At 65.0% G+C, this 26,755-nt stretch carries 25 protein-coding genes and 1 pseudogene; 8 read left to right on the top strand and 18 right to left on the bottom strand.

The window, feature by feature from the left end:
* The first annotated feature begins 87 nt into the window (after positions 1–87).
* Positions 88–984 carry a DMT family transporter gene (locus tag MTX21_RS07350; RefSeq protein ID WP_280964153.1) on the top strand — a complete coding sequence of 299 codons (897 nt, stop codon included), beginning with the start codon at positions 88–90 and terminating at the stop codon, positions 982–984.
* Here MTX21_RS07350 and MTX21_RS07345 read toward each other — a convergent pair.
* From MTX21_RS07345 to MTX21_RS07335, 3 genes are all read right to left on the bottom strand, one after another.
* On the bottom strand, positions 981–3,239 hold the full coding sequence (locus MTX21_RS07345) for a CHASE3 domain-containing protein (protein WP_280964152.1): 2,259 nt from the start codon (positions 3,237–3,239) through the stop codon (positions 981–983). The two genes, MTX21_RS07350 and MTX21_RS07345, sit on opposite strands and share 4 nt — an antisense overlap.
* On the bottom strand, positions 3,236–3,658 hold the full coding sequence (locus tag MTX21_RS07340) for a response regulator (RefSeq protein ID WP_280964151.1): 423 nt from the start codon (positions 3,656–3,658) through the stop codon (positions 3,236–3,238). Before MTX21_RS07340 ends, MTX21_RS07345 begins: the two co-directional genes overlap by 4 nt.
* A 218-nt stretch (positions 3,659–3,876) precedes the next feature.
* Positions 3,877–4,566: a BA14K family protein gene (locus MTX21_RS07335; protein ID WP_280964150.1), complete on the bottom strand. Its 690-nt coding sequence runs from the start codon at positions 4,564–4,566 to the stop codon at positions 3,877–3,879.
* 242 nt (positions 4,567–4,808) lie between these two features.
* On the opposite strand from MTX21_RS07335, the gene MTX21_RS07330 reads away from it, so the two are divergent.
* Entirely contained in the window at positions 4,809–5,216 is a 408-nt protein-coding gene (locus MTX21_RS07330; RefSeq protein ID WP_280964149.1) for an NADH:ubiquinone oxidoreductase subunit NDUFA12, read from the top strand.
* A gap of 352 nt (positions 5,217–5,568) precedes the next feature.
* On the opposite strand, the gene MTX21_RS07325 is transcribed toward MTX21_RS07330, so the two are convergent.
* Positions 5,569–6,288 (bottom strand): DUF899 family protein, encoded by a 720-nt coding sequence (locus MTX21_RS07325; RefSeq protein ID WP_280964148.1) that lies wholly within the window; start codon positions 6,286–6,288, stop codon positions 5,569–5,571.
* A gap of 81 nt (positions 6,289–6,369) precedes the next feature.
* Positions 6,370–7,055: pseudogene (locus MTX21_RS07320) on the bottom strand (DJ-1/PfpI family protein).
* 95 nt (positions 7,056–7,150) lie between these two features.
* On the opposite strand from MTX21_RS07320, the gene MTX21_RS07315 reads away from it, so the two are divergent.
* Positions 7,151–8,089, top strand: a complete 939-nt coding sequence (locus MTX21_RS07315) for a GlxA family transcriptional regulator (RefSeq protein ID WP_280964147.1) — start codon at positions 7,151–7,153, stop codon at positions 8,087–8,089.
* A gap of 34 nt (positions 8,090–8,123) precedes the next feature.
* Here MTX21_RS07315 and bla read toward each other — a convergent pair whose 3' ends face one another.
* Entirely contained in the window at positions 8,124–9,008 is an 885-nt protein-coding gene (gene bla, locus MTX21_RS07310; protein WP_280964146.1) for a class A beta-lactamase, read from the bottom strand.
* Positions 9,009–9,108: 100 nt separating this feature from the next.
* On the opposite strand from bla, the gene MTX21_RS07305 reads away from it, so the two are divergent.
* Complete coding sequence (locus tag MTX21_RS07305; protein ID WP_280964145.1) at positions 9,109–10,011, top strand: LysR family transcriptional regulator; 903 nt, start codon at positions 9,109–9,111, stop codon at positions 10,009–10,011.
* Between the two features lie 47 nt (positions 10,012–10,058).
* On the opposite strand, the gene MTX21_RS07300 is transcribed toward MTX21_RS07305, so the two are convergent.
* Together MTX21_RS07300 and MTX21_RS07295 are read right to left on the bottom strand one after the other, a co-directional pair.
* Entirely contained in the window at positions 10,059–11,066 is a 1,008-nt protein-coding gene (locus MTX21_RS07300) for a Na+-dependent transporter (RefSeq protein ID WP_280964144.1), read from the bottom strand.
* A gap of 122 nt (positions 11,067–11,188) precedes the next feature.
* A complete protein-coding gene (locus tag MTX21_RS07295; protein WP_280964143.1) occupies positions 11,189–12,136 on the bottom strand; it encodes an alpha/beta hydrolase in 948 nt (315 codons plus the stop codon).
* Positions 12,137–12,325: 189 nt separating this feature from the next.
* Here MTX21_RS07295 and MTX21_RS07290 point away from each other — a divergent pair, with 189 nt between their 5' ends.
* Positions 12,326–13,354 (top strand): DUF2155 domain-containing protein, encoded by a 1,029-nt coding sequence (locus MTX21_RS07290; RefSeq protein WP_280964142.1) that lies wholly within the window; start codon positions 12,326–12,328, stop codon positions 13,352–13,354.
* Between the two features lie 13 nt (positions 13,355–13,367).
* Here the strand turns inward: MTX21_RS07290 and aat are convergent, their stop codons facing one another.
* The 10 genes from aat to MTX21_RS07240 form a co-directional block, all read right to left on the bottom strand.
* Complete coding sequence (gene aat, locus MTX21_RS07285; RefSeq protein WP_280964141.1) at positions 13,368–14,048, bottom strand: leucyl/phenylalanyl-tRNA--protein transferase; 681 nt, start codon at positions 14,046–14,048, stop codon at positions 13,368–13,370.
* Positions 14,049–14,099: 51 nt separating this feature from the next.
* Positions 14,100–15,203, bottom strand: coding sequence for a histidine kinase dimerization/phosphoacceptor domain -containing protein (locus tag MTX21_RS07280; RefSeq protein ID WP_280964140.1), 1,104 nt, complete (start codon positions 15,201–15,203; stop codon positions 14,100–14,102).
* Positions 15,200–15,640, bottom strand: a complete 441-nt coding sequence (locus tag MTX21_RS07275) for a response regulator (RefSeq protein ID WP_280964139.1) — start codon at positions 15,638–15,640, stop codon at positions 15,200–15,202. The genes MTX21_RS07280 and MTX21_RS07275 overlap by 4 nt, the downstream gene beginning before the upstream one ends.
* A complete protein-coding gene (locus tag MTX21_RS07270) occupies positions 15,637–17,163 on the bottom strand; it encodes a CHASE3 domain-containing protein (protein ID WP_280964138.1) in 1,527 nt (508 codons plus the stop codon). Before MTX21_RS07270 ends, MTX21_RS07275 begins: the two co-directional genes overlap by 4 nt.
* 107 nt (positions 17,164–17,270) lie before the next feature.
* Positions 17,271–18,629, bottom strand: coding sequence for an acetyl-CoA carboxylase biotin carboxylase subunit (accC, locus tag MTX21_RS07265; protein WP_280964137.1), 1,359 nt, complete (start codon positions 18,627–18,629; stop codon positions 17,271–17,273).
* Positions 18,630–18,711: 82 nt separating this feature from the next.
* Positions 18,712–19,206 (bottom strand): acetyl-CoA carboxylase biotin carboxyl carrier protein, encoded by a 495-nt coding sequence (gene accB / locus MTX21_RS07260; RefSeq protein WP_280964136.1) that lies wholly within the window; start codon positions 19,204–19,206, stop codon positions 18,712–18,714.
* A 36-nt stretch (positions 19,207–19,242) separates the two neighbouring features.
* Positions 19,243–19,710: a type II 3-dehydroquinate dehydratase gene (aroQ, locus tag MTX21_RS07255; RefSeq protein ID WP_280964135.1), complete on the bottom strand. Its 468-nt coding sequence runs from the start codon at positions 19,708–19,710 to the stop codon at positions 19,243–19,245.
* A gap of 231 nt (positions 19,711–19,941) precedes the next feature.
* Positions 19,942–20,811, bottom strand: a complete 870-nt coding sequence (locus MTX21_RS07250; protein ID WP_280964134.1) for a DUF1236 domain-containing protein — start codon at positions 20,809–20,811, stop codon at positions 19,942–19,944.
* Between the two features lie 220 nt (positions 20,812–21,031).
* The gene (locus MTX21_RS07245; protein ID WP_280964133.1) at positions 21,032–21,802 is read right to left on the bottom strand and encodes a DsbA family protein; all 771 of its coding nucleotides are present in this window, start codon (positions 21,800–21,802) and stop codon (positions 21,032–21,034) included.
* 100 nt (positions 21,803–21,902) lie between these two features.
* Positions 21,903–23,306: a M48 family metalloprotease gene (locus MTX21_RS07240; protein WP_280964132.1), complete on the bottom strand. Its 1,404-nt coding sequence runs from the start codon at positions 23,304–23,306 to the stop codon at positions 21,903–21,905.
* Positions 23,307–23,496: 190 nt separating this feature from the next.
* On the opposite strand from MTX21_RS07240, the gene MTX21_RS07235 reads away from it, so the two are divergent.
* The 3 genes from MTX21_RS07235 to MTX21_RS07225 all read left to right on the top strand — a co-directional run bounded on the left by MTX21_RS07235 (position 23,497) and on the right by MTX21_RS07225 (position 26,740).
* Positions 23,497–24,684, top strand: coding sequence for an aminotransferase class I/II-fold pyridoxal phosphate-dependent enzyme (locus tag MTX21_RS07235; protein WP_280964131.1), 1,188 nt, complete (start codon positions 23,497–23,499; stop codon positions 24,682–24,684).
* Positions 24,685–24,766: 82 nt separating this feature from the next.
* Positions 24,767–25,324, top strand: a complete 558-nt coding sequence (locus tag MTX21_RS07230) for a biotin transporter BioY (RefSeq protein WP_280970992.1) — start codon at positions 24,767–24,769, stop codon at positions 25,322–25,324.
* Between the two features lie 84 nt (positions 25,325–25,408).
* Positions 25,409–26,740 carry a dicarboxylate/amino acid:cation symporter gene (locus MTX21_RS07225; protein WP_280964130.1) on the top strand — a complete coding sequence of 444 codons (1,332 nt, stop codon included), beginning with the start codon at positions 25,409–25,411 and terminating at the stop codon, positions 26,738–26,740.
* Positions 26,741–26,755 lie beyond the last annotated feature (15 nt).

The following is a 26,755-nucleotide window of genomic DNA, read 5'->3' as shown; positions in this document are numbered from 1 at the left end:
GAACTTGGGGCAGGCATGCCCGCGAAGGTGGTGGTGAAGCCGCCGAATCCGCGTCAAGCTGACGGGCGTTTCTGCCGGGTACCCCACATGCATGATTCGACTCGCCGGGCTATGCGGCCGCGCATCGCCCCGGCCGGCCTGATGTTCCTCGCCATCACCTCGATCGGCTGGGGCTTCAACTGGCCGGCGACCAAATTCCTGCTCGCCGAGCTGCCGCCCTTGACCCTGCGCGGGGTGACCGGCGTGCTCGGCGCCGTGCTTCTGGCTGCGCTCGCCCTCGTCCGGCGCGACAGCCTGAGGGTCCAGCCCGAGATCTGGCCGCGCCTGCTGATTGCGGGCGTGCTCAACGTGACCGGCTGGATGGTGCTGATGGGGCTCGCGCTGCTGTGGCTGCCGGCGAGCGAGGCGGCGCTGATCGCCTACACCATGCCGGTCTGGGCCTCGATCATCGCCTGGCCGGTGCTCGGCGAGCGGCCGACGCTGCTGCGAACCATTGCGCTGGTGATGGCCTTTGCGGGCCTTGCCGCGATCATGGGCGGCAACGGCTTTGCGGCGAGCGAGGCCAAGCTGCCCGGCATCGTCATGGCGCTCATCGGGTCGATCGGCTTTGCGCTCGGCACGGTGCTTCTGAAGAAATACCCGATCCATCTGCCGCCGATCACGGCGGCGGCCTGGCAGATCGGCGTCGGCTGCCTGCCGGTCGCGATCGCGGGCCTTCTCCTCGAGACCACGCATCTTTCACTGGTGACGCCGATTGGCTGGGCGCTGCTGGTCTATTCGACCGTGGTGCAGTTCTGCATCGCCTATGTGAGCTGGTTCGCCGCGCTGTCGCGCCTGCCGGCCTCGGTTGCGGCGATCGGCACCATGGCGGTGCCGGTGATCGGCGTCGTCGCCTCGGCGCTCGCGCTGGGCGAGCCGTTAGGGGCGGGGCAGATCGCGGCGCTGATCTTCACGCTCGCAGGCGTCGTGCTGGCGACGCGCTAGCGCGGAGATCTTCCGCCCCCGCTCAGCGCCAGGCGGATCATCTCGGCGAGCTGGTTGCGGCGGTAGGGTTTCGTCAGCAGCATCACGCCGTCGTCGAGCTTGCCGTGATGTACGACGGCGTCGTCGGTATAGCCCGACGTGTAGAGCACTTTCAGCCCGGGGCGGATCTTTGCCGCCTTCTCGGCAAGCTCACGGCCGCTGATGCCGCCGGGGATGACGATGTCGGTGAACAGGAGATCGAAGGCCTCGCCGGCTTCGATCAATTGCAGCGCGGCCTTGCTGTCGGCGGCGGCGATGGTCCGGTAGCCGAGACTCTGCAACTGCGCGGTGACGAAGTTGCGCACCAGCGTATCGTCCTCGACGACCAGGATGGTCTCGACACCGCCCGCGGCAGCGGGGAGAGCGGGCGCAGTCGCTTCCGCCAAGCCTTCGCCCGGCGGCAGATAGAGCTTGATCGTCGTGCCGTGGCCTTCCTCGCTGTAGATCTTGATGTGGCCGCCGGACTGCTTGACGAAGCCGTAGACCATGGACAGGCCAAGGCCGGAGCCCTTGCCGACCTCCTTGGTGGTGAAGAACGGCTCGAACGCCTTCTCCTGGACTTCGGGCGGCATGCCGGTGCCGTTATCGCTGACCGCGAGCATCACGTAGGGACCGGGCCGGACGTCCGGATTGGCCTGCGCATAGGCCTCGTCCAGCGTGACCCGGTGGGTCTCGAGCAGGAGCTTGCCGCCGTTCGGCATGGCGTCGCGCGCGTTGATCGCCATGTTGAGCACGGCGTTGGTGAGCCGCGACGGATCGATGTGCGAGGTCATCGGCCCCTGTTCCAGCGCGGTCTCGATCTGGATCTGCTCGCCGAGGGTGGGGCGCAGGAGCTTTGCGATATCGGTGATCGCGGCGTTGATCTCGACGTCGCGCGGCTTGAGCGGCTGCTTGCGCGCAAACGCGAGCAGATGCTGGATCAGCTCGGCGCAGCGCTCGGCGGCATCGTCGATCAGCCGCGCCACGCGCTGGAGCTCGGGCTGCTGCTCCAGGCTCGCGACCAGCGTCTCGGTGTTGCCGGAGATCACCGTCAGCATGTTGTTGAAGTCGTGGGCGACGCCGCCGGTGAGCTTGCCGATGGCGTCCAGCTTCTGCGACTGGTGGAGCTGCCGCTCGGTTTCGCGCGAGGTGGTGGCATCGTGATAGACCAGCACCGCGCCGGAGATATTGCCTTGCGCGTCGCGCATCGGCCGGCCGCTGATCATGAGGTGCCGCGGAGGATTGCCGCTGTGCGGGCGTACGACCATCTCCAGCTCTTCGAACGCATCGCCGCGTAGCACGCGCGTCGACGGCAGCTCGTCCGGCTTGAGCGGCGTAACGCCATCGCCCTGAAAGACGTCGGACAGCGCCCGCAGGTTGCGCAGGTTCATGCCGGCGCGATGGAGCAGCATGCGCTCGGCGGCCGGATTGGACAGGAGGACGTCACCCTCATTGTCGATGACCAGCACCGCCTCCGCCATGCTGCGGAACGTGCTCTGGAGCACGTTGACGGAGAGGCGGAGCTCGTCGTGGGCGGTGACGAGATGCTCGGTGCGCTCGGCGACGGCAGCCTCGAGTAGCTCCTTGGCGGCCTGCGTCTCGTGCAGCGAGCTTTGGAGCTGGACCCGGGCGCGCCGGGTCTCGCGCATCAGAAGCGCGACCAGGAGCAGGATCAGCGCAGCCCCGGCGACATCGATGCCGAGTAGAACGATGCCGGTGCGACGTGAATCCGACGTGCGCGCGGCGAGCAGTGCGTCTTCTTGCGTGCTCAGGCGGTCGAGATTGGCCATCACCGTTTCCATGAGGCCGCGGCCCTCGGCCCTGCCCTGGAGCGCGGCAATGCCGGCGCGGTCATTCTCGGCGCGCAACCGCATCGCTTCGGCCGCGATCTCGAGCCGGCGCTGGATCAGCGGCCCGGTGTCCTCGAGCAGGGCGACCTGGTCGGAATTGTCGCGGAGGGCGCGCTTGAGCTCGGCCAGCGCCGGCGCGATGTTGCTGCGTGCGGCCTGGAAATCGTCGTTGAACCCGGGAGTGAGATAGATCTCGTAGCCGCGCGCTGCGCTCTCGGCGCGGCGGATCTGGACGCGCAGGTCCGAGATTTTCTTAAGGACGTCGATGGTGTGATTGACCCAGGCCGCATCGGACCGCGACTTGACGTCAAGTCCGATCGAGGCGGCGGTGATGATCAGGAGGATGGCAAGTCCGGCACCGAGAATGACGCGCTGCGAGGGGATCAAGGGGCTTCTTTCTTGTCCTTCAGCGGTGTGGTCTCGCCGGGGCCGGCGAGGCATTCCTTGATCGTGGTCAGCAGCGCTTCCGGCGTGAACGGCTTGCGCAGGCAGCGCATCGCGCCGAGCTCCAGCGCCATGCGCAAGAAATCGGGAGAGGGCGAGGCGGACGAAGCGAAGGCGTAACCGGACATCGCGATCAGCGGAATCGTCGGGGCGCGCTCGTGAAAGATGCGGATGGATTCGAAGCCGCGCATGTGCGGCATGAAGATGTCGACTAGCATGACATCAAAGGTCTGTGCCTCGAGCGCAGCAAGCCCTGTTTCGCCGCCGTCAGTCAGCGTGACGTCGAAGCCCTGACGTTGGAGGAGGACCTCGATGGTCGCGCCGACCATCGGATCGTCATCAACCACGAGGATACGCGGCATGACACTTCCCAGTAGATCGAAGTCCCCACAGCGGTTGGTGATATAAGCGAATCGTGCGCCCGGTCAATTTTGGATTGGATCAGGGTAGATATGCACGGTGGGGTGATTAAGGGTCCATTTGCAACGGTGCGTACAAGACGTCGCCAGCGCACGCGATGCGCGTGAAAAGGGCGTCGCATCGCTGCGACGCCCTTTGGGTTCAAATGATCTTGATGCGCTTACGGGCAGGGATGCCGCTGTCCGTCATAGCCGAGATATGTGCCGGACGCCGGATCATACGACCTGTAGCGCTGAGCGCAGTAGGCTGCGGAGTCGCCGCCGCCGTCAGGCACCACGGCCACGGACGGCTCTTCGTCGTAATAGGTGTCACCATAATAGTAGGAGTCATCGTAGTACGGGCCGCCGCCATAATAGGCGTATGAGCCCAGCGCGCCGATTGTCGCACCTGCCGCCACGCCCGGCCAGAAGCCGCCGCGATGACGCCAGTAGCCACCGCGCCAATCGCCACCGCGCCAGTTACCGCCGCGCCAGGTACCGCCGGTTCCTGCGGCTGCGAAGCGTGTGCCGCCGGTCGTGACGGACGGCGAGGTTACGCCCGGACGCATCGCGGCACCGGCTGCGAAGCTGCGGCCGCCTGTGCTGAAGGACGGCGAAGCGCCGCCCGGACGTGCTGCGGCGTTCGCTGCGAAATTGCCGCCGCCACCGCGCATCGCCGCGCCGCCACTGAAGCCGCCGCCACCCATGCGCGCGCCGCCTCCACCGAAGTGAGCACCGCCGCCGCCTCCGCTGCCGAAGTGGGCGCCTCCACCACCACCGCCGTGGCCGCGCCCCTGTGCAAAGCTCGGCGACGCCATCGGCAGAACCAGCGCCAGCGCTGCGGCTGCGCCCAAAACTTTCAGACTGTTCATGTGCAACTCCTTTTCCCGGAAGCAAACCCGTTGAGGCGGCTGTGGTTCCTGGATCACACGTCTGGCGATCGAGGCGGGCTTCCACCCGCCACCCGTACCGGCATGAACGGATCGAGACGGGGCATTGCGGCGGCGGCAGTGCCACCGCCATGGCCTGTGCGTGGGTCACGTTCGCACCTGCCGAACTGGACATTTCGCCGCCCGGATGGCATCAGGACCCCGGAAAGCAGGGCCCTTGCCGCATGAAACAATTCTTCCTCAAGCTCTTCACCTGGTGGAATGGCCAGACCTTTGGCACCCAACTCTGGACCTGGCGGTTCGGGGAACTGGTCGGCCAGGACGAGCAGGGCAACCGCTACTATCGCACCCGCGGCGGGGCGATCGACCCGGCGCTCGGATTCGAGCGGCGCTGGGTAATCTATAACGGCTATGCGGAAGCGAGCCGCGTTCCGCCGGACTGGCATGGCTGGCTGCATCACGTCGTCGACGTGCCGCCGACCGAGATCAACTACCAGCCACGCGAATGGGAAAAGCCGCACCAGCCGAACCTGACGGGCACGCCGAGAGCCTACCGGCCGGCCGGTTCGACGCTCGCCAGCGGCAAGCGGCCAAAGGCGACCGGCGACTATCAACCCTGGACGCCAGGCTAATCACCCGGCCGACCGAATCGTCCTTCACTGCTTTTGGATGCATCCGCATCCGCTGCAGCCGTTGTGGACAATGGGAACAGCGGGGACGCCGCTTGCGCATCCGTTGCGCTGAGACGAGCAATGCGGCTCAATGATCCCATCTTACGGAGATGGGAGACCATCGCGTTCGGTTCGGGCAACAGCTCGCGACTGTCCCGATATGCAGCGGCCGCCGACGAGGACTCGACCGGGACATAGGCCCCCGGTCTGCTAGGTCCGAAATCGCCCGATGGAATGTGCAGCCGCCGTAAGACAGGAAAGGCCGCTTGGGAAACCGAGCGGCCTTTTTCTTTGATCGCGTTGCGCCAGCGCTTCAGTCGTAGCGCACCTTGGGGAAGAAGTCGCCGCGCCCCTCGGGCGTCATGTCGAGCAGGCCCCAGAGCGGATCGACCAGATCGCCCGCGCGATGGTGTTGCTTCGGCGCGGGCGGCGCAAAGCTCATCTCCGACCCCCAGAAGTGCCTGATCTTGCCGCTCGCCTTCTTGAAGACGTTGAAGATCGTCTCGTCCCAGTTCTGTCCGTCCGGAACATGATGCTGGGCGCGCATCCCCCTGGAGAATTTCGACGTATCGCCGAAGTAATCGGCATCGTAGCTGTTGCCGGCGGTGGACAGCAGCGACAGGTGCTCCCAGCCGCGTTCGTGGGCCCAAGCGGCGAGCCGCGCGATCGGCGATTTGGCGACGATGTGGAAGGCTGCGCGCTTGCCGATATGTCGTGCGGCGCCGTCGAGCCCGTCAAGCAGATGGGTGCAGCCGGGGCAGGGCAGCTCGCGTTCCGGCCCATACATGAAGCTGTACAGGATCAGCGTATCGTGCGGGCCGAACAGATCCGACATCCTGACCTGTTCCGGCATGCTCGTTTTGCCGATCCGCTCGAAGACATAGTCCTGCAGCACCTCGCCGCCGAGCGGCAGCGCGCGACGCTTGGCGGCCACGGTTTCAATCTGCGCCCGGAGGGCGATCTCCTCGTCCAGCAACGCATTTCGCGCGGCGCGATATTCAGTGCTTTCGTTGGGGTAGTGGAGATGCTCCATGCCTGATCTCCTGGACGCTGTGAATTTTGGTGCGGGCTTAACTCACCCCCAAAACGTCAGTTCCGCCCCAACATGGAATGCCTACATCACCCGCGCTGCCGCGCGCTTGACGGCCTCGATACGACGGGCCTGGTTTTGCGCGCCGCGTTCCCTGAGAAAAGCAAGCACCTCGGCAGGCGCCGTATCGGGCGAGCCCGCATTGAACGGGGGGCCGGATTGTATTCGAGGCGGAGCTGGATCGCCTCCGCCGTGGTGCGATCGACCAGCATCGATACCAGCGTCAGCGCGAAATCGATGCCCGCGGTGACGCCGCCGCCGGTGATGCGGTTGCGATCGATGCACACGCGCGTCTTCGTCGGCATCGCGCCGAAATGGCTGAGCATCTCCATCGCGCTCCAATGGGTCGCGGCGCGATAACCCTTCAACAGGGCGGCTGCACCCAGCACCAGCGATCCCGTGCAGACCGAGGTGACGTACTTGGCGCCCTCGGCCTGCCTGCGCAGGAAGTCGAGGGTCTCCTCGTCATTGACGAGAGCATCGATCCCAGAGCCGCCGGGCACGCAGATGACGTCGAGCTGCGGGCAATCGGCGAACGTCACGGTCGGCGTCAGCATCAGCACGGAATCGCTCGGCATCGGATCCAGGGTTTTCCAGATCAAGTGCACCGTCGCCCCCGGCACGGAGGAGAACACCTGCAAGGGACCGGTGAAGTCGAGCTGGGTGACGCGTGGGAACACCAAGAGCCCGATCTGTAACGGCGACGACATCGAAGAACCTCCCGAAAAATCAGCTTGACGTCGGCAGGATGGCATGGTGCCCTCGCGTCCGGAATGGCGCATTTCCCTCTTTTTCGGACTAAGCGATGATCGGCATCCTGATCTTCCCGGATTTCCAGTTGCTCGATGCGGCAGGTCCCATCTCGGCCTTCGAGATCGGCGCGCGCTACGCCGCCAAGCCGCTCGCGATCCGCGTGCTCGCCGTCAATGCAGGCCCGGTGCGCAGTTCGTCCGGCGTCGAGATGGTCGCGCGTGATTTCAAATCAGCCAATGCAATTACGACCCTTGTCGTTGCCGGCGGTGAGGGCGTGGCTGCGGCGGCACGCTGCCCCGCCACGCTGGCCTTCGTGCAGCGGCTTGCGCGGCGCGGCGTGCGGGTCGCGAGCGTCTGCTCGGGCGCCTACGTGCTGGCCGAGGCCGGACTGCTCGACGGCCGCCGCGCCACCACGCATTGGGGGCGCACGCGCGACTTCGTCGCGCGCTATCCGAAGGTGAAGTTCGAGCCAGACCAGATCTTCACCCGCGACGGCAATGTGTGGACCTCGGCCGGCATCAGCGCCGGCATCGACCTTGCGCTGGCGATGGTCACCGAGGATCACGGCGAGGAGGTGGCACAGCAGACCGCGCGGCAGCTCGTGCTCTACCACCGCCGCAGCGGCGGCCAGTCGCAATTCTCCTCGCTGCTGGAATTGAAGGCGCCGAACGGCCGATTCGGCGGGCTGTTGTCATGGGCGCGCGAAAATCTCGACGCACCGCTGACGGTGGAAGATCTCGCCGACCGCGCCGGCATGAGCGCGCGGCATTTCGCCCGCGCCTTTGCCGCCGAGACCGGCACGACGCCGTCCAAGGCGATCGAGCGGCTGCGTGTCGAGGTCGCGCGCGAGCGCGTGCAGTCCTCGCGCGAGGCGATCGAGCTCGTCGCGGAGGCGACCGGCTTTCGCGATCCCGAGCGGATGCGACGCGCCTTCATCCGCGCCTTCGGCCAGCCGCCGCAGGCGCTGCGGCGCGCGGCGCGGGCCGGCTAGGGCGTATACTTCCGGTCAGCCAAGCCTCTTCTAGTCAGCCAAGAGTCTTGCCGATCTCACGTCCTACAGATGCGATGATGTCATTTCGCCCATTCGGGTCGAGCGCGGATCCGGTGAGGTAAACTGCGATGATCAGCGGCGGGTGCTCGGGCGGCCATACGATCGCTACGTCGTTGGTGGTGCCGTGTTCGCCCGCTCCGGTCTTGTCGCCCACGCGCCAGCCTTGCGGCAGGCCGGCGCGCAATCGGCTATCTCCGGTCTTGTTCGCGATCAGCCATTTCGCGAGCTGATCGCGAGCTTCCGGCAGGAGCACGTTGCCGAGCAGCAAGCGCCTGAAGTTTGCGGCCATTGCATTTGGTGTCGTGGTGTCGCGCGGATCGCCCGGCGCCGCCTCGTTCAGTGCGGGTTCGATCCGGTCCAATCGCGTCACCTTGTCGCCGAGGCTCCGCGCAAAGCTGGTCAGCCCGGTCGTGCCGCCGATATTTTTCAAAAGCAGGTTTCCGGCGGTGTTGTCGCTCCTGGTAATGGCAGCGTCGCAGACCTCAAGGAGCGACATTCCTTCGCCGCCAACATGCTCACGGCTCACGGGCGAGTTCTCCACGATGTCGGCTTGCTCAACGCGAACGCGCCGTTCGAGGCGGTCCAGCCTGCCGCCTGCGCCTTTGAGGATTGCTGCGGACGCAAGCACCTTGAATGTGCTGCACATGGGAAAGCGTTCATCTCCCTTGTGATGAATCAGTGCTCCCGTTTTCGTGTCGAGCACGGAAACGCCGAGCCGGCCTCCGCTCTTCAGTTCCAGCTCTGTAATGGCCTCGATCAGTCGTGCTGTTCCGGCTGGCGCCGCACTCGAAATCTTGGGCAGGAAGGCACTTCCTGCGAACGCAAGTGCTGATGAGCCGAACTGACGTCGCGTAAGCATCGTAAACTCCCGTAAATCGTGCACAGGCTTTTGCTTCGCGCTCTATCGATTGACAAACGATGGTTCGTAAGGCCATCCATAAGCAAAACTTGGATCAGACGTGACCCGCCGTCCGCCCACCGTTTCCGGCCTGCCGCTCAATGCGCTCCGTTCATTCGAGGCGGCAGCGCGTCATCTCAGCTTCACCAAGGCCGGCCTCGAACTTCGCGTGTCGCAGGCCGCTGTGAGCCAGCAGGTGCGGATCCTCGAAGAGAGCCTGCGCGTAAAGCTCTTCAGGCGATTGACACGTGGGCTTGCCCTTACCGAAGAAGGTGAAGCGCTGCAGCCTGCGATCTCCGACGCCTTCAGTCGAATCAACCAGGTGCTGGACCGGTTTGAGAACGGTCGAATGCGCGAGATCCTGACGATTGGTGTGGTCGGTACGTTCGCGTCCGGCTGGCTCCTTCCGCGCCTCAAGAGCTTCACGGCCAGGCATCCGCACATCGACATCAGAATCTTTGCGAACAATAATCGCGTGGACCTCGGTGGCGAAGGATTGGACTACGCCATTCGTTTCGGCGATGGCGCGTGGCACGGAACGAATGCCGAGCGTCTGGTCGATGCGCACTTCACGCCGATGTGCGCGCCAACCATTGCGAAGCGGCTCGAAACCCCGGTCGACCTCCACCAAGAGGTGCTGTTGCGGTCTTATCGGACGGGCGAGTGGGCGCAGTGGTTCGAAGCGGTGAAGTGCCGGCAGCCTCGTATGGCCGGCCCGACCTTTGATTCATCGGTCTCGTTGGCGCATGCGGCAGCCCAAGGCGCCGGAGTCGCGCTGTTGCCCGTCGTCTTGTTTTCGGATGACGTGTCGCGCAAACGGCTGGTCTGTCCTTATGACAGTCAGGTCTATCTCGGATCGTATTGGCTCACGTCCCTGAAATCGAAGCGTTTTTCACACGCCATGCAAGCGTTCCGGGGCTGGATATTGGAAGAGTGCAAGAAAAAGAGACGGCACGAGAGATGATCCCTCATATGCGCCCCGGCTGCCGCGGAGGCTTGTGAGTGCGTACGCTAGGTCGGGCTGCCTGCGGCCGCTGCGCCGGACGCGTGCACGCGGGCCATCAAGCGGCGCGCGATCGGCGTCAGCATGTAGGGAGCGAGGTGGATCGGAAACTGGGTGAGCGCAAAGTAGAGCCAGGTCGTCGGCGGCAGCGCGCCCGCGGTCGCAGCCAGCATCAGCCCCAGATTGCGCTGTGACACCATCAGCCCGAGCGCCAGCGCGCGCTCGTACCCGACGCGGCGGAAGAGCAGCGTCGTGACCGCCAACAGCGTGAAATAGACCGCAAACGCCATCAGCGCGACGCCGATCGTGAAGACCGGATCGGTCACGAGGTCGCTCGCCACATCGCCCATCACCGCCGACGCGAACACCAGCAGGATGATGATGTTGATGCCGTCGATCGGCCGCCTGTGGCGGTGGATCGCATCAGTGCCGACGGCACGGCGGATGACAGTCGCGGCGAGCAGCGATCCGGCAAGCAGGCCGAGCAGCTTCAAGCCGAGCGTGAGCGGCGTGATGCTGAGGCTGGCGCCGAGGAACAGGCTTGCGAACAGCGAGGCGGTGAAAGGCACGAGCGCGGTCGAGGTCACCAGTGTGACCAGCACCAGCGTGGCGTCGAGGCCGATCATCGCGGCGAGCGCGGGTGAGGCCATCATCGGCGAGGCCATGCCTTGCAGCATCAGCGCGAGGAAGAGGCCGGGCGAGCGGCTGTCGAACCCGGTCGACCAGGCGAGCAGCCCGACGAGCATGGGCACGCCGATCGTGGTCCACGCCGTGGCGGCCGCGACCAGCCCGGGCCGGCGCAAATGGCCGTAGAGCGCGGCCAGATCGACGCGCATGAAGGAGATGCAGAGCAGGCAGAAGATCGCCTCGGTGACGTAGGGGCGCAGCAGCGCCCCGATCGGCGGCACCGCAATCGCGATGAACACCAGCGCCGCCACCGCGCGCGTGCCCTGGTCGCCGAGCCAGGTGAGCCCGCGCAGGGGAACGGCGAAGATGGTTCGAAGGCTGATAGACATCCGGGTTTTTCAGTATCGATGGATTTGTAGCCCGGATGAGCGAAGCGATATCCGGGGCAGGTGCTTCCGGTGGATAAAGTGTCCCGCATGTCGCTTCGCTCATGCGGGCTACAACGCTTTCGCTAGCCCAAGCCTTTCAGCCATGCGCCGATCTCGCTCGCGGCAACGTTTGCCTGCGGGAGCAGCTTGCCCATGGTGAAGAAGCCGTGGAACTGCCCGGGAAAGTGCCTGGAGGTGACGCTCACGCCGGCCCGCTTCAGACGCGCGGCGTACTCTTCGCCTTCATCGCGGAGCGGATCGGCGCCGGCGGTGAGCACATAGGCCGGCGGCAGGCCGAGAAGCGTCGCGGCGCGTGCCGGCGAAGCGCGCCAGTCCTGGATGTCGGCGACGCCGTTGAGATAATGATCGCGGAACCAGCGGATCACCGAATGCGTGAGCAGCACGCTGGTCTCGGGCTCGCTGTGAGAGCCATGCGTCATGGCGAAATCGATCGCCGGATAGATCAAGACCTGACCTGCGATCGCAGGACCGTTGCCGTCGCGCGCGGCGAGCGCGACGACGGCTGCGAGATTGCCGCCGGCGCTGTCGCCGCCGACCGAGAGGCGCGCGGCGTCGATGCCGAGATTGCGCGCGTTGGCCGCAACCCATTTGGTCGCGGCGATCGCATCGTCGACGGCGGCGGGAAACTTGTGCTCGGGCGCGAGGCGGTAGTCTACCGAGATCACGATCAGCGCGCCTTCGATCGCGAGCTTGCGGCAGGCGACATCATGGGTCTCGAGATCGCCGATCACCCAGCCGCCGCCGTGGAAGAACACCAGCGCAGGCGACAATCCGTCGCGCCGTCGCAGCTCGGCGGGAACATAGATGCGCGCCGGGATCGCGCCGTGCGACGCCGGGATCGCCAGCTCCGCGATGCGCGCCAGCTCCGGTGCGTCCGGATTGGTGGCAAAGCGCGCCTGCGAATAATAGGCGCGCGCTTCCGGCGCGGTTAGGCTCTCATAGGCGGGGCGGCCGGCCTCCTGGAACGCCCTGTAGACGGCGGCGGCATCGGGATCGAGTACGACGGGCATGGGCGGTCTTGTCCTGCTCCGGTTGGCCCGGAGACGCTTGGACCCTCCGGCGGGCCCTGGCCGACTATTCCATCCCAAGACGGGTCTGGCCAGTCGGCGGCTGGCAGAGGAGGGCAGGAATGCCGCCCTTTCCCCGCCGTATTCGGCGTGTTAACCGGGTGGCCTGCGAGCGGCGGTATCCCCTGTAGAATGTCCAACAAGCCCGATTCGCTGTTGAAGCCGCGCGAGATGTTTCGAACCCTTACCCTGACAGGACTTGCGGCGCTGCTGGCCGCCTCGGCGATGACGCTTGCGCCGCCTGCGCAGGCGCAGATCGGCACGATCTTCTCCGACCCGCCGCCGCGGCCGCCGGGCAGCATTCCGCGCGGCCAGCCGCAGCCGCAGATCCCTGATGACGACGAGGAGGTGCCGGAGCTGCCGCCGCAAGGCCGTGTGCTGCCGTCGCGCCCGATGCCGCGTCAAAGCAATCCTCAAGGCAACATTCAGGGCAACGCGCTGCCCGGGCCGGTCGAGACCCAGCCCCTGGCGCCGCCGCCGGGCACCACCGTTGCTCCGCAGAACCAGCCGCCGTCCGTGGCGGTCGCCCCGCCCAATCCGCAAGGAGCGCCGCAGCCGGGCGCGGCACCTGGCCAGCGCCAGCCCCAGCAGAAGGGCGGCGTGCCGCAGGCGCCAGCGAGCCTCCAGCCGGGCGATGAGGTCGTCACCGAGCCGCCGGCGCAGAAGATCGTGAACAAGAAGGCGACCTTCTCGGGCCTCGACAAGATCACGGGCCGCATCATCAATTTCGACGAGGACGTCGGTGAGACCGTGCAGTTCGGCGCGCTGCGCGTTAAGACCGACGCCTGCTACACGCGGCCGGCGACGGAAGCGGCCAACACCGACGCTTTCGTCGAGGTCGACGAGATCACCTTGCAGGGCGAGGTGAAGCGGATTTTCTCGGGCTGGATGTTCGCGGCCAGCCCGGGCCTGCACGGCGTCGAGCACCCGATCTACGACATCTGGCTCACCGATTGCAAAGAGCCGCAGCAGACCATCGCGACCGCGGCACCCGACCCCGCCGCCGCAAAGCCGCCGCCACCTGCGCAGAAGAAGGCCGCGCCGAAGCAGGTGCAGCAGCGTCCGCCACAGCCATTGCCGCCTCCGCAGCAGCCGCAGCCGGCTGCACCGCCGCCGCAGCAGCAACCGGGCCTGTTCAATTTCCCCGGATTTAGTCGCTAGTCGCAATCATCGACTATTGCCGTGACGCGATGATCTCGAGCGCGCGTGCGCCCGGGATTGCTTCTCCCGCAGACAGCTTCAGGAAATCGGCCGGCTCGCCGGCCAGCGCCCTGTCGAGCAGGCCGGTGTAGCGCCGCCGTGAAATCTCGACCGCGCCAAAGCTCTTCAGATGCTCGGTGACATATTGCGTGTCGAGCAGCTCGAAGCCGCCGTAGATGAGGCGCGCAACCAGATGCACCAACGCCACCTTGGAGGCATCGCGCGCGGTGTGGAACATGCTCTCACCGAAGAAGGCGCGCCCGAGGCTCACGCCGTAGAGGCCGCCGACGAGATCGTCGCCTTGCCAGGCCTCGACGCTGTGGCAATGGCCGAGCTCGTGCAGGCCGCCATAGAGATCGCGGATGCGCTTGTTGATCCAGGTGTCCTCGCGTCCGGTCTGCGGCGCAGCGCAGCCGGCGATGGTCGCCTTGAACGCGGTGTTGACGGTGACACGAAGCGCATCCGAGCGCACGGTCCGTGCGAGACGCGAGGCAACGCGGAACCCATCGAGCGGAATGACGCCCCGCATCTCCGGCTCGACCCAGAACAGGGTCGGATCATCGGCGCTCTCGGCCATTGGAAAGATGCCGCAGGCATAGGCGCGCAAGAGCACAGCCGGCGTGATTTCAGACGAAGCGGATTCGCGCGAAGTCATGACCCCTCGACAATAGCAGGATTGCGACGGGCTTGCGATGGGTGGCGCGGATCAACTCGCCGCGGCGTTGCTTGCCTTAGCGGGCGCCGCGGCAGTCCGGCTGAATTTCAGGACGATGCGGGTTCCGGCATGGTCGGGATCGCGCTCCACGGAAGCGTCGAGCTTGGAGGCCATGGCGGCGACGATGCGCTGGCCCATGCCGGTCGAGTGCGGATCGGCCTTGGCATTGTCGCCGACGCCGTCGTCGGCGATCGACAGCAGGAGATCCTCTCCTTTCGAGGTCAGCTCGACATGAATGGGGCCGGCACCGTCGGGATAGGCGTATTTTACCGCATTCATTACCAGCTCGTTGACGATGATGCCGACAGCGACCGCGCGATCCGGATCGATCTCGATCGGCTCGGCCTTCAGCGTCAGGCGCGACATCCGGTTACCTTCGGCCGAACGGCGCAGGTCTTCGAGCAGCGAGTCCAGATACTGGCTCAGGATCACGCTCTTCAGATCCTGTGAGGTGTAAAGGCGGCGGTGGACCTGGGCGACAGCGGCGACGCGGCCCATCGCGTTGGTCAGGGCAGCCTTGACCTCCTCCTGCGCGGCAGTGCTCGCCTGCAAGTGCAGGAGCGAGGCGATGATCTGGAGCGAATTGCCGACGCGGTGATTGACTTCACGCAGCAACAGCTCGCGCTCGGCGGCAAGCGCGGCGTAGCGGTCGCGCGAGGCATGGACCTCGGCCTCGGCCTCCTCGCGCGCCTTCTGCATCTCGGCCTGGCGCAGCGCTCCGTCGGCCGCGACATGCAGCAGCGGGATGAAGTCTCCTTTCACGTCCTTGACCAGATAGTCGGCCGCGCCTGCCTTCAGCGCGGTGACTGCGATGCTGGAATCCTGCGAGGCGGTGACGAACACCACCGGCGGCGCATCCGGGATCGCCATGATCTGTTCGAGCGTCTCGAGCCCGTCGAGGCCCGGCATGTACTGGTCGAGCGCCACGACATCGATACAGCCGCCGGGACCCGCGCTACGGATACGCTCAAGGCCTTCCTCGCCGCTCGCGGCATGAATGACCTTGTAGCCGCGGCGCATGAGTCCGCGCTCGACGAGGCGGGCCAGCGCGTCATCGTCGTCGATATAGAGCAGTGTCGGCGTTCTCTGATTCATGTGGCGGCGGGCGGGACCTGGATGACCGAGAAGAACAGACCGAGCTGCCGGATGGCGTTGGCGAAGTTCTCGTAGTTGACGGGCTTGGTGATGTAGACGTTGCAGCCGAGCTCGTAGCAGCGCTTGATCTCCTGGGAGTCGTCGGTGGTGGTCAGCACCACCACGGGCGAAGCCTTCAGGTACTTGTTCTCCTTGATCTGCTTCAGAATGTCGATGCCGGTCATGTCCGGCAGGTTGAGGTCGAGCAGGATCAGGAGGGCGTTGCCCTTCTGCGTGAGACCGCTACCGTCAGCGCCGAACAGATGCTTCATGGCTTCGGTGCCGTTGGCGAACGCGACGATCTCGTTGTTGACGCCGGACCGGCGGATGTTGCGCTCGATCAGGCGCGCATGTCCCTCGTCGTCCTCGATCATGATGATGGTGACAGGCTGGGTCATTGATCGGCTTTCCGATTGCTGGCGTTCCAGTTCATTGGCAGCGTGATCGTGAATGTACTGCCTGCGTTCAGTTCCGACGATACCGACATCGTACCACCGAGACGACGCACAAGTGCACGCACGTGTGCGAGACCGATGCCCTGGCCGGGCTTGTCCTGGGTTCCCGCGCGGCGGAACAGGTCGAAAATTCGCTGATGATCCTTCGGATCGATGCCGCGGCCGTTATCCATGATCTCGAAAATAGCGTATCCGAGCTTGGTCCGCCCGCGGATTCTGATTTCCCCGGGGACGCCGGTCCTGAGATATTTGATGGCGTTGTCGATCAGATTGGAGAATATCTGCTCGAGCGCCAGGCGATCGCTGACGATATTCGGCAGGGGCTCGACGTGGATTTCGGCCTGCGCTTCAGCCGCCTGATGCGCCAGCGTCGACGCTATGGCCTCGATCAGCTCGCGTGTGTCGATCCGCCTCGGCTCGAATTCGCGCCGGCCCTCGCGGGTGAGGTTGAGGATTGCCGAGATCAGCCGGTCCATCTTGGCGATCGAGGACTTGATGAAGCCGAGTGCCTCGGAAAAATCCTCCGAAAGCTGCTTGTCCGGACCCTCGAGCACGATCTCGCGACCCGCGCCGGGCGCCAGCGGCGGACCGTCGGCCGGGACATGGGTGAGGCTCTCGATGCGGCGGAAAATGTCGCCGCCAAGCTCATCGAGCTCGCTGGTGAAGCCCATGATGTTGACGAGCGGCGAGCGCAGATCGTGGCTGACGATATAGGCAAAGCGCTGGATCTCGTTGTTGGCTTCGCGCAGGTCTGCGGTGCGTTCGTCGACGAGGGCCTCGAGATTGACGTACGCGTCGCGCAAGCGCGCCTCGGCGTCGTCGCGGATCCGCGCCGAGCGCCGCACCAGCCAGACCGAGATCAGCGCGAGCACGACCACGAGGCCCGAGCCGATGCCGGTCATCGACGCGGCCAGCGTCTGGCTGAGGTCCGCGTTGACCGAGCGGAGATGGAACAGGCGTTCCTCTTCCCGGATCATCGCGTATGCGATGCTGGTGATCGTGGTCGTGGTATTGCCTGCGGCCGCTTCGTTGACCAGCGCCGTTGCCTTCTCCGGCTGGCCTTGCCGGACGAACTCCATCTCGCGCGCGAACTGGTCGAGCCGCGTCTCGATCGCGACGCTCAGCTTTTCGACGTTGTCGCGTTGCGATGGATTGTCGGTGCTCAGGCGCGTGAGCCTGTCGAGCGCGGGAATGATGGCAGCCACGGCCTTGTCATGGTCGGTCTTGAAATCCGTCTCCCGGGTCAGGAGGTAGCCGCGGGCTCCGCTCTCGGCGCGCCGGACTTCGAGCAGGAGCGCATTGACTTGGTTCTCCACCTCGATGGTGTGAAGCACCCATTTGCTGTCGCTGCGGGCCTTGTTGACCAGATACACCGAGCCAGCGCTGATCACGGTCAGCACCAGCAACCCCGCTGCGAACAGCAGGATCTGCCAAAATGCGCGCCGCCGCTGCGCCTTAGCCGTCACGACGGTCTCGCCTCATACAAGACAATGGAGTGCAAGGAGCCCCCTTTGAGCAGACCAACGGCTCAAAACGCCCGTGCAGGCAGAGGGTTCCCCGGGAGGCCGGAAATTTATTTGGTGGCGGGCTCCATCTGGCCGGCCAGGTACTGTTCCAGCCAGTGGATGTGGTAGTCGCCGTCAATGATGGCGGGCTCCCGCACCAGGGCGCGGAACAAAGGCAGTGTGGTCTCGATGCCGTCGACCACCATCTCGTCGAGAGCCCGGCGCAGGCGCATCAGGCACTCGCCGCGGGTCTTGCCGTGGACGATCAGCTTGCCGACCAGGGAGTCGTAATAGGGCGGGATCGTGTAGCCCTGATAGACTGCCGAATCGATTCTTACGCCGAGCCCGCCGGGCGGATGAAATTGCGAGATGCGACCGGGCGAGGGCCGGAAGGTCTGCGGGTTCTCGGCATTGATGCGGCACTCGATGGCATGGCCGATGATCTGCACTTCGTCCTGCCGCGCCGGCAAGTCGCCTCCGGCGGCGATGCGGATCTGCTCCAGCACGAGGTCGATATCGGTGATGCTCTCGGTGACGGGATGCTCGACCTGGATGCGAGTATTCATCTCGATGAAGTAGAACTCGCCGTCCTCGTAGAGGAACTCGATGGTGCCGACGCCGAGATACTTCATCTCGCGCATCGCCTTGGCGCAGGTCTCACCGATCTTGGCGCGCGCCGCTGCGGTGAGGACGGGCGAGGGGCCTTCCTCCCAGACCTTCTGGTGACGACGCTGCAGCGAGCAATCGCGTTCGCCAAGGTGGATCGCGCCGCCGCGGCCGTCGCCGAGGATCTGGATTTCGATGTGGCGTGGCTTCTGGAGATATTTTTCGAGGTAGACGGACGCATCGCCGAAGGCGGATTTCGCCTCGTTGGCCGCGGTCGACAGCGCCACCTGAAGGTCAGCCTCGCTATGCGCCACCTTCATGCCGCGGCCGCCGCCGCCGGCAGCGGCCTTGACCAACACGGGGAAGCCGATCTTCCTGGCGATCGCCATCGCATCGTCATCAGGCCCGACCGCGCCGTCGGAGCCGGGCACCACGGGGATGCCGAGCCGCTTGGCGGTTTTCTTGGCCTCGATCTTGTCGCCCATCAGGCGGATGTGCTCAGCCTTGGGACCGATGAAGTGCAGATTGTGCTCGGCGAGGATTTCGGCGAAGCGCGCATTCTCCGATAGGAAACCGTAGCCGGGATGCACCGCGTCAGCGCCGGTGATCTCGCAGGCTGCGAGCAGGTTGGGGACGTTGAGATAGCTGTCCTTCGAGGGCGGCGGGCCGATGCACACGCTCTCGTCCGACAGCCGCACATGCATGGCGTCGGCATCGGCGGTCGAATGCACGGCAACGGTCGCGATCCCGAGCTCCTTGCAGGCCCTGAGGATGCGAAGGGCGATCTCGCCGCGATTGGCTATGAGGATCTTGTCGAACATGGCGCCTCAGCGGGCGAATAGCGAGTAGCGAATGGTGAATGGTAAGACAGTAACCATTCGCCGCTCGCCTTTCGCCACTCGCTCATTCAATAATCACCAGCGGCTCGCCGTACTCGACCGGCTGGCCGTCCTCGACCAGGATCTGCGTCACGGTACCGGCGCGCGGCGAGGGGATCTGGTTCATTGTCTTCATCGCTTCGATGATCAACAGAGTCTGCCCGATGGAGACCTTGGTGCCGACCTCGATGAAAGGCTTGGCGCCCGGCTCGGGTGCCCAATAGGCGGTGCCGACCATCGGCGAGATGACGGCGCCCGGGTGTTTTGACATGTCCGGCGCACTGGCCGCAGGTGCAACGGCCGCGGCGGCGACGGGCACTGCGGGGGCGGCGGCTGCCACCGGCATCGGCATGGTCGCAGCGACGCTGATGTTGCGCGCGACGCGCAGGCGGAAGCCTGCGCGCTCGATCTCGATCTCGGTGAGGCTGGTCTCATCGAGCAGCAGCGCGAGCTCGCGCACGAGCGCCGAATCGTCGCTGGAAAACTTTGCGGCTGCTTTGTCGTCTGGCTGGCGCGCCATGATTCTGATCCGAATATTCTGTGTGATGAGGGTGCGTCAGGCTTTGGGCTCGAGCCCGAGTTTGGCGGCAAGGCCGAGGATCGCGAGGCGGTAGCCCTCGACGCCGAAGCCGCACAGCGAAGCGAAGGCCGCGCGTGCGGTGTAGGAATGGTGGCGAAAACTCTCGCGCGCGTGGATGTTGGTCACATGCACTTCCACGGTCGGGATCTGCACCGCGAGCAGCGCGTCGTGCAGCGCGATCGAGGTGTGAGAATAGCCGCCGGCATTGATGATGATGCCCTTCATCTTGCGGGCGTGCGCCTCGTGGATGAAGTCGATCAGCTCGCCTTCGCGGTTGGACTGCCGGCAGTCGGCCTTGAGACCGAACTGCGCCACCGTCTCCCGGCACAGCTTCTCGACGTCGGTCAAGGTCGCGTGGCCGTACTTCTCCGGTTCGCGCGTCCCCAGCATGTTGAGGTTCGGCCCGTTGAGTACGAGGATCGTGTCGGTTGCTGGTTCGGCCATTCTTGTCCCGGCAGGTGCTTCGGCGTGGCGGGGGTTATAGGTAACAAAGGGCCTTAGGGGAAGCCTTGAAGGACCTCCCGGGGGCCTTGAGGCACCTCATCCGGCTTGCAAAAACCTGTGCGGAAACTACGGAAATTGCTTGTTAACCAGGCCAAAGCATGGCTGCCGGCCGTACACCAAGGGGCGGGCATCGCTGCCCGCCCCCGGAAGGTTGCCGTGATCCGGCCTTAGTTAGGCGTTGAGAACCGCCACGATCTCGTAGGTGTCCGGATTGATGATCACGATCTCCTCGCGGACCAGGATGAACTTGTAAGTCCGCCACTCCGGATAGATCGTCGCGACCCGCGGCGGCAGCGCGTGCAGCTCGATGCCTTGGCGCGGAATGCGGGTTCCGACCGAGATCGAGAAGTTCACGTTGGTCACCGGGGCGACGCGCTGCTCGTGGATCACCGAGGTGATCTGGGTGCGCTGCTCGGTCGAGAGCTTGGCGCCGGCGCCGGCCTGACCGGTGGTCTGGGTCGAGGTACCAGCCTGGCCCTGTACGTTAGTGCCGCCCTGGCCCTGGCGGCTCTCGCCTGTGGTCGTGCCGGCCTTGCTCTGGCTCTCCGAGCTCATGCCCTTCGACTTGTCCTGCTGGCCTTGGGCGCGTTCGTCGGTGCGCTGCCCCTTTGTTGCACCTGACTTCTCCTCAGCCGTCGGATTCTTGTGCATCGTGCCCGAGGACTTCTCGTCCTTCATTGCACCTGAAGACTTCTCTTCAGCGCCGGACTTGGATTGTCCCACGGTGCCCTTTTCCTTGCCCGTCGAATCCTTGTTCATGGCGCCGGATTTCTCGTCCTTCATAGCGCCCGAGGATTTCTCTTCGGCGCCGGACTTCATGGAGCCACCGGCCTGTCCAACGGTGCCCTTTTCCTTGCCCATGGAGTCCTTGCCCGTGGTGCCGCCATGCTCAGCCGCGCCGCCCGACTGCGAGTGCTGCATCTGTTGCTGTTGCGAGCCGGCACCGCCGCCGCCCTCGCGGTTATAGCCCTGTGCGTTCGCCAGTCCGGTGCCGGCGATCAACGCGAGCGCAGCAACCGAGATCATGAAGCGGTTAGACATTGAACTTCTCCTCACGTGTTTCTTTGCGTCATTGCCCGCGCCGACAACGAAAGGAGATTTGAGTTGTTCCGGAACTCCGCCGGTTCCGCGGCATTTGTTTGTTGAATGCCGAATGAATGCGTGCGTCGGGACTGCGACACGATCGAGGTCGCAAAACGCAAAGCAAAAGGTCGGCTTTTCAGCCGGCCTTGCTATGTGGAACGGAACAACGAGAGCTGCGTCAGCAGGTCGCCTTGCCGCAGCGCGCAACGCCGATCTTCTCCTTCAACCCCTCGAGGCCGATGGCGCCGACGACGATCTGCTTGCCGATCACGTAGCTCGGCGTGCCGTTCATGCCCATCGCTTCGGCGAGCTTGAAATTCTCCTCGATGGTGGCGCGCACTTCCGGATTCGCAATGTCCTTCTCGATCTTCGCGACGTCGAGGCCGGCCTCCTTGGCCGCGGCAAGCGCGTGCGCCTTGTCGGCCTGGCCGCGACCACCGAGTAGCTTCTGGTGGAAGTCGAGATACTTCTTGCCGGTGGGATCTTGCATGCGCACGGCGACCGCGACTTGCGCGGCTTCGACCGAACCTTGGCTCAGGACCGGGAATTCCTTCAGCACGACCTTCAGCTTCGGATCGGTCTTGATGAGGTCGAGCATGTCGGCCATCGCGCGTTTGCAATAGCCGCAATTGTAGTCGAAGAACTCGACGAAGGTGACGTCGCCGTCCTTGTTGCCCAGCACGACCTGGCGCGGCGAGTTGAAGATCGCGTCCGCGTTCTGCGCGATGCTCGCTTCGTGCTTCTGCGCTTCGGCGGCGGCCTGACGCTTGCTGAGCTCGGTCATCGCCTCCTCGAGCACCTCGGGATGGGTGACCAGATAGTTTTTGACGATCGCCTCGATCTCGGTGCGCTGGGCATCCGAGAAGCTGTCGGCCGAAGCGGGCCCCGTCACGCCGCAGCCGATGGCGAGCGCAAACAGCGCGGGAACGAGCAGGCGCAGCGAAGGCATTGGCAAATCCTCTTATCCAAAGCAGGTTTCGGAAAACGTCCCGGCGGGCTCAAGCGTGTCGTCGTGACGTCGTGGTATCGGGCCTTGTGGTGTCAGGCATTCAATTGTTACGCGGCGGCTTCGCCGCCACGATGTCGTCGGCCTTGACCCAACCGGGTGTGCCGACGGCGAAACGGGTTTTCGCGCGCGTGGCAAGCTCGCGGGCGGTCTTGTTGTCGCCGCGCAAGTAGGCGGCCTGGGCCGACGCCAGATCGGCCTCGGCATAGTCTCCCTTCCGGCCATAGGCCATCGCGAGCTGGGTGTAACCAAGCGGCGCCTCGGGCTCGCGTGCCACCGCAGCCCGGAGAATCCGAATGGCTTCGTCGGTGTAGGCCTTATTATCGGATCCGACCAGAGCCTGCCCAAGTAACATCTCGATGAGCGGTGAGTTGCTGGAGAGCTGCACTGCCTTGCGCAGGGCGGGGATGGCCTCTGCCGGTTTTCCGCTCTCGAGCAGCGCCTGGCCGCGGACCTCGTAGAAGTACGGGTTGTTGGGCTGGACCTGGATCAGCGCATCGATCTGAGCCAGCGCGCTGCGCAGGTCCCCGTGCAGATAGGTGCTGATGGCACGGGCGTAACGTGCCGGCATGCTGTCGTTGGTCTGCGGATAGCGGCGATAGACGGTTTCCGGCCGCTCCATGAAGGCCGAGATCTTGGCGCGGACCATGTCATGGCGAAGCTGGAGCGCCGGATCGTCCTTCTTGTCCCAATAAGGGCTGGTGCGGGCGAACTCCTGCAGCGCCGCGACGCGCTCGGCAGGCATCGGATGCGATTGCAGATAGGGATCGGCGCCGCGCGCGGCGAACAGGCTCTCGCTGGTGAAGCGCTTGAAGGTCTCGTACATGCCCTTCGGCGACTGCTGGGTTGCGGTCAGAAACTTCACGCCGGCGCGGTCGGCGTTCTCTTCCTGCTGGCGCTGGTAGGACAGCAGCGTGCGACGGATCATCTCCTGCGGGCCGGCGATCGCGGCCGCGCCGGCATTTGCAAGACCGTTGTTGCCGGAGTTGCCGCCGCGGCTTGCGCCTGCGGCGAGCGCGCCAGCGCCGAGCAGCATGGCAATGATCATCTGCGTCTGCGCAGTTGCTAGCTGCTCGCGCAGCTTGGCGAGATGGCCGCCGGCCAGATGCCCGGTCTCGTGGGCGAGCACGCCGATAAGCTGGTTCGGCGTCTCCGACTGCAGGATCGCGCCATAATTGACGAAGATGCGGCGGCCATCGGCGACGAACGCGTTGAACGAGGCATCGTTGATGATCACCATCTGGATGTTCTGCTTCTCGAGGCCCGCCGCGCGCAGGATCGGACGCGTATATTCACGCAGGAGCTGCTCGGTCTCGGTGTCGCGCAGAATGGGCGGCCCCTTCGCCTGTGCGCGCGCCGCCGCGAGCGGCGTCAGCACGATAGCCGCTGCCGTGACGAGCGAGGTGAGGGCGGAGGCTTTCTTGCGCAAAGCGATCTGGAGCAACATCAAGCGGTCTTGGTCAAACGGTCTTGGTCAAGCGGTCTTGGAACGCAGTTCCGTGATTGGTTTTGGCGATTGGCGGCGGACCGGATACGCGATATGCCCTTATGAGCCGTACAATGCGGCCAGTCTGGGGCGCAAGCGCCCTGTCCTCCGGACGATAGCGGACCGGCCGCCAGCGAAATAGCAGAAATCGATGCACGATGCGACATTGAGGAACCGCCTGGCGCCGTGGCTCGAGCCGTCCCGCCGCAGCGATGTTCCCCCGTTTATGGTGATGGACGTGATGGCCGCGGCGGCCCGAATCGAGGAGGGCGGGGGCCATGTCATTCACATGGAGGTCGGCCAGCCGTCGGCTGGGGCGCCCAAGACCGCGATCGCGGCCGCCCATGCTGCGCTCGATACCGGCCGGATCGACTATACTTCGGCGCTCGGCATCCCGTCGCTGCGCGAGCGGATCGCGCGTCATTATCGCGACGTCTATGGCTGCGCGGTCAGCGCGGAGCGGGTGGTCGTGACAACGGGCTCGTCCGGTGGCTTCATCCTGGCCTTCCTGTCGATGTTCGAGCCCGGCGATCGTGTCGCCGTCACGGTGCCGGGCTATCCGCCTTACCGTCATATCCTCACTGCGCTCGGTTGCGAACCGGTGCTGATCGAGACCACGAGTGAGACGCGCCACGCCTTGACCGGCGAGGCCTTGCTCGCCGCCCATCGCAAAGCCCCGCTGAAGGGCGTGCTGGTCGGAAGCCCCGCCAATCCGACGGGAACGATGATGTCGAGCGAGGCGATGTCGGGCCTGATCGCGGCGGCGGAAGATGCTGGCATCCGCTTCATCTCAGACGAGATCTATCACGGGCTCGACTACGCGTTTCCGGCGGTGACGGCGGCAGCGCTGTCGGAGCGCGCACTCGTGATCAACTCGTTCTCGAAGTACTTTTGCATGACGGGCTGGCGCGTCGGCTGGATGGTCGTGCCGGAGATTTTGGTGCGGCCGATCGAACGGCTGCAGCAGAACCTGTCGATCTCGGTGCCGGCGCTATCGCAGATCGCGGCCGAAGCTGCATTCGACGGAACGGCCGAGATGGATGCGATCAAGCATGGCTACCAGGAGAACCGCCGCATCCTGATCGAGGGATTGCCCGAGGCCGGCTTGACAAGGTTCCTGCCCGCCGACGGCGCCTTCTACCTCTATACGGACGTCTCGGATTTCACCGCCGACAGTTTCGACTTCGCCAAGCAGATGCTTGAACAGGCCCATGTTGCGGCGACGCCGGGTATCGATTTCGATCCTATTCACGGCCGTTCGTTCATCCGCTTCTCCTACGCGAGATCGGCGGACGAGATGCGGGAAGCAGTTGACCGGATCGCTCACTGGCTTAAATAGCCCGCCAGTTTTTCCAGAGCTTCCGGAGTTCAACTTGTCTGACAGATCACCAGCCATCACGCATTTTCCTCTCGCCGCCATTGTGTGGCCGGTCCAAAGCGGCGAGTTCGCCGGGGCGCTGCGCGCATTCGTCTTGATTGCGCTCGGCACCGCATTGATGGCGCTGTCAGCGAAAGTCAGCCTGCCGCTGCCCTATGTGCCGATGACCTTGCAGACGCTTGTCGTGCTGATGATCGGTGCGGCCTATGGCTGGCGTCTTGGCAGCGCAACCATGATCGCCTACCTCGCCGAAGGCGCGATCGGACTGCCGGTGTTCGCGGGCCCCGTCGGCGGAATCGCGCCGCTGGTCGGCCCAACGGCCGGATATCTGTTCGGCTTCGTCGCGGCAGCTTTCGTGACGGGTTATCTCGCCGAACGCGGCTGGGATCGCAGTATCGTGCTGCTGTTCGCTGCGATGGCCGTCGGTCACATCGTTATTCTGGCGGCGGGATTCGGCTGGCTGGCCTTCGGCCTCGGTCTTGGCATGCCCAAGGCCTGGCAGGTCGGCATCGTGCCGTTCATCGCCGCGTCGCTGGTCAAGAATGCGCTTGGTGCCACCTTGATGCCAGCCGCACGCCGGGTGGTCGACCGTCGCGGGTAAAGCGCGCAACACCGACCAGTTCCAATTGACAGGGCCAGCCAAGTTGCTCTTGGCTGGCTCGCAGTTTTGAGGGGGAGTGGACAAATGACGACGACAACGATGGCGGGTGTGCCGACAGCACCGGCCGCCAAGCCGTGGTACAAGATTCTCTACGTCCAGGTGCTGATTGCCATCGTGCTCGGCGCCATCGTCGGCTGGTTGTGGCCGTCGGTCGCCACCAACGACTGGATCAAGGCGATGGGCGACGGCTTCATCAAGCTGATCAAGATGGTGATCGCGCCGATCATCTTCTGCACCGTGGTCTCGGGCATCGCGCATATCCAAGATGCCAAGAAGGTCGGCCGCATCGGCGTCAAGGCGCTGGTCTATTTCGAGGTCGTCTCGACCTTCGCACTCCTGATCGGCCTCATTGTAGGCAATCTCGTCAGGCCCGGTGCGGGCTTCGGCAATGCCGCGGCCAGCGAGCAGGCCGTCGCCAACTATGCGAAGCAGGCTGCGGGCCAGAAGTCCGTCGACTTCATCCTGCACATCATTCCCGACACCGTGGTCGGCGCCTTCGCGCAAGGCGAGATCCTCCAGGTGCTGCTGTTCTCGGTGCTGTTCGGCTTCGCCATCATGGGCCTCGGCGAGCGCGGCCACACCATCCGCAGCTTCATCGACGATGCCGCGCATGCGGTATTCGGCGTCATCTCCATCGTGATGCGCGCGGCGCCGATCGGCGCGTTCGGCGCGATGGCCTACACCATCGGCAAGTTCGGCACCGGCGCGATCCTCAACCTGATCGGTCTGATCGCGACCTTCTATGTCACTGCTGCGCTGTTCGTCTTCATCGTGCTCGGCATCATCGCGCGGTTCGCCGGCTTCTCGATCTTCAAGTTCCTGGCCTACATCAAGGACGAGCTCCTGATCGTGCTCGGTACCTCGTCGTCGGAAAGCGCGCTGCCGTCCTTGATGGAGAAGCTGGAACGGCTCGGCTGCTCCAAGTCGGTGGTCGGCCTCGTGGTGCCCACGGGCTATTCGTTCAACCTCGACGGCACCAACATCTACATGACGCTGGCGACGCTGTTCATCGCGCAGGCGCTCGGCTTCGATCTCACGCTGGGTCAGCAGTTGACGATCCTGATCGTGGCCATGCTGACCTCGAAGGGCGCCTCCGGCATCACCGGCGCGGGCTTCATCACGCTCGCCGCGACGCTCGCCGTGGTCGATCCGCGCCTCGTGCCGGGCATGGCGATCGTGCTCGGGATCGACAAGTTCATGAGCGAATGCCGCGCGCTGACCAATCTCTGCGGCAACGGCGTTGCCTGCGTGATCGTCGCCTGGTGGGAGGGCGAGCTCGATCGCGACAAGCTCACCGCGCGGCTGAGCCAGCAAATCGACCCGACGGACATGGAAACCGCCGTCACCACGGACTGATCTGCAAGCCGCATC

The sequence above is a fragment of the Bradyrhizobium sp. ISRA430 genome, from assembly GCF_029909975.1.
In the GTDB taxonomy this organism is placed as follows: Bacteria; Pseudomonadota; Alphaproteobacteria; order Rhizobiales; family Xanthobacteraceae; genus Bradyrhizobium.
The sequence above is the reverse complement of the archived record's forward strand: the minus strand, read 5'-3'. Positions and strand labels throughout refer to the sequence as shown.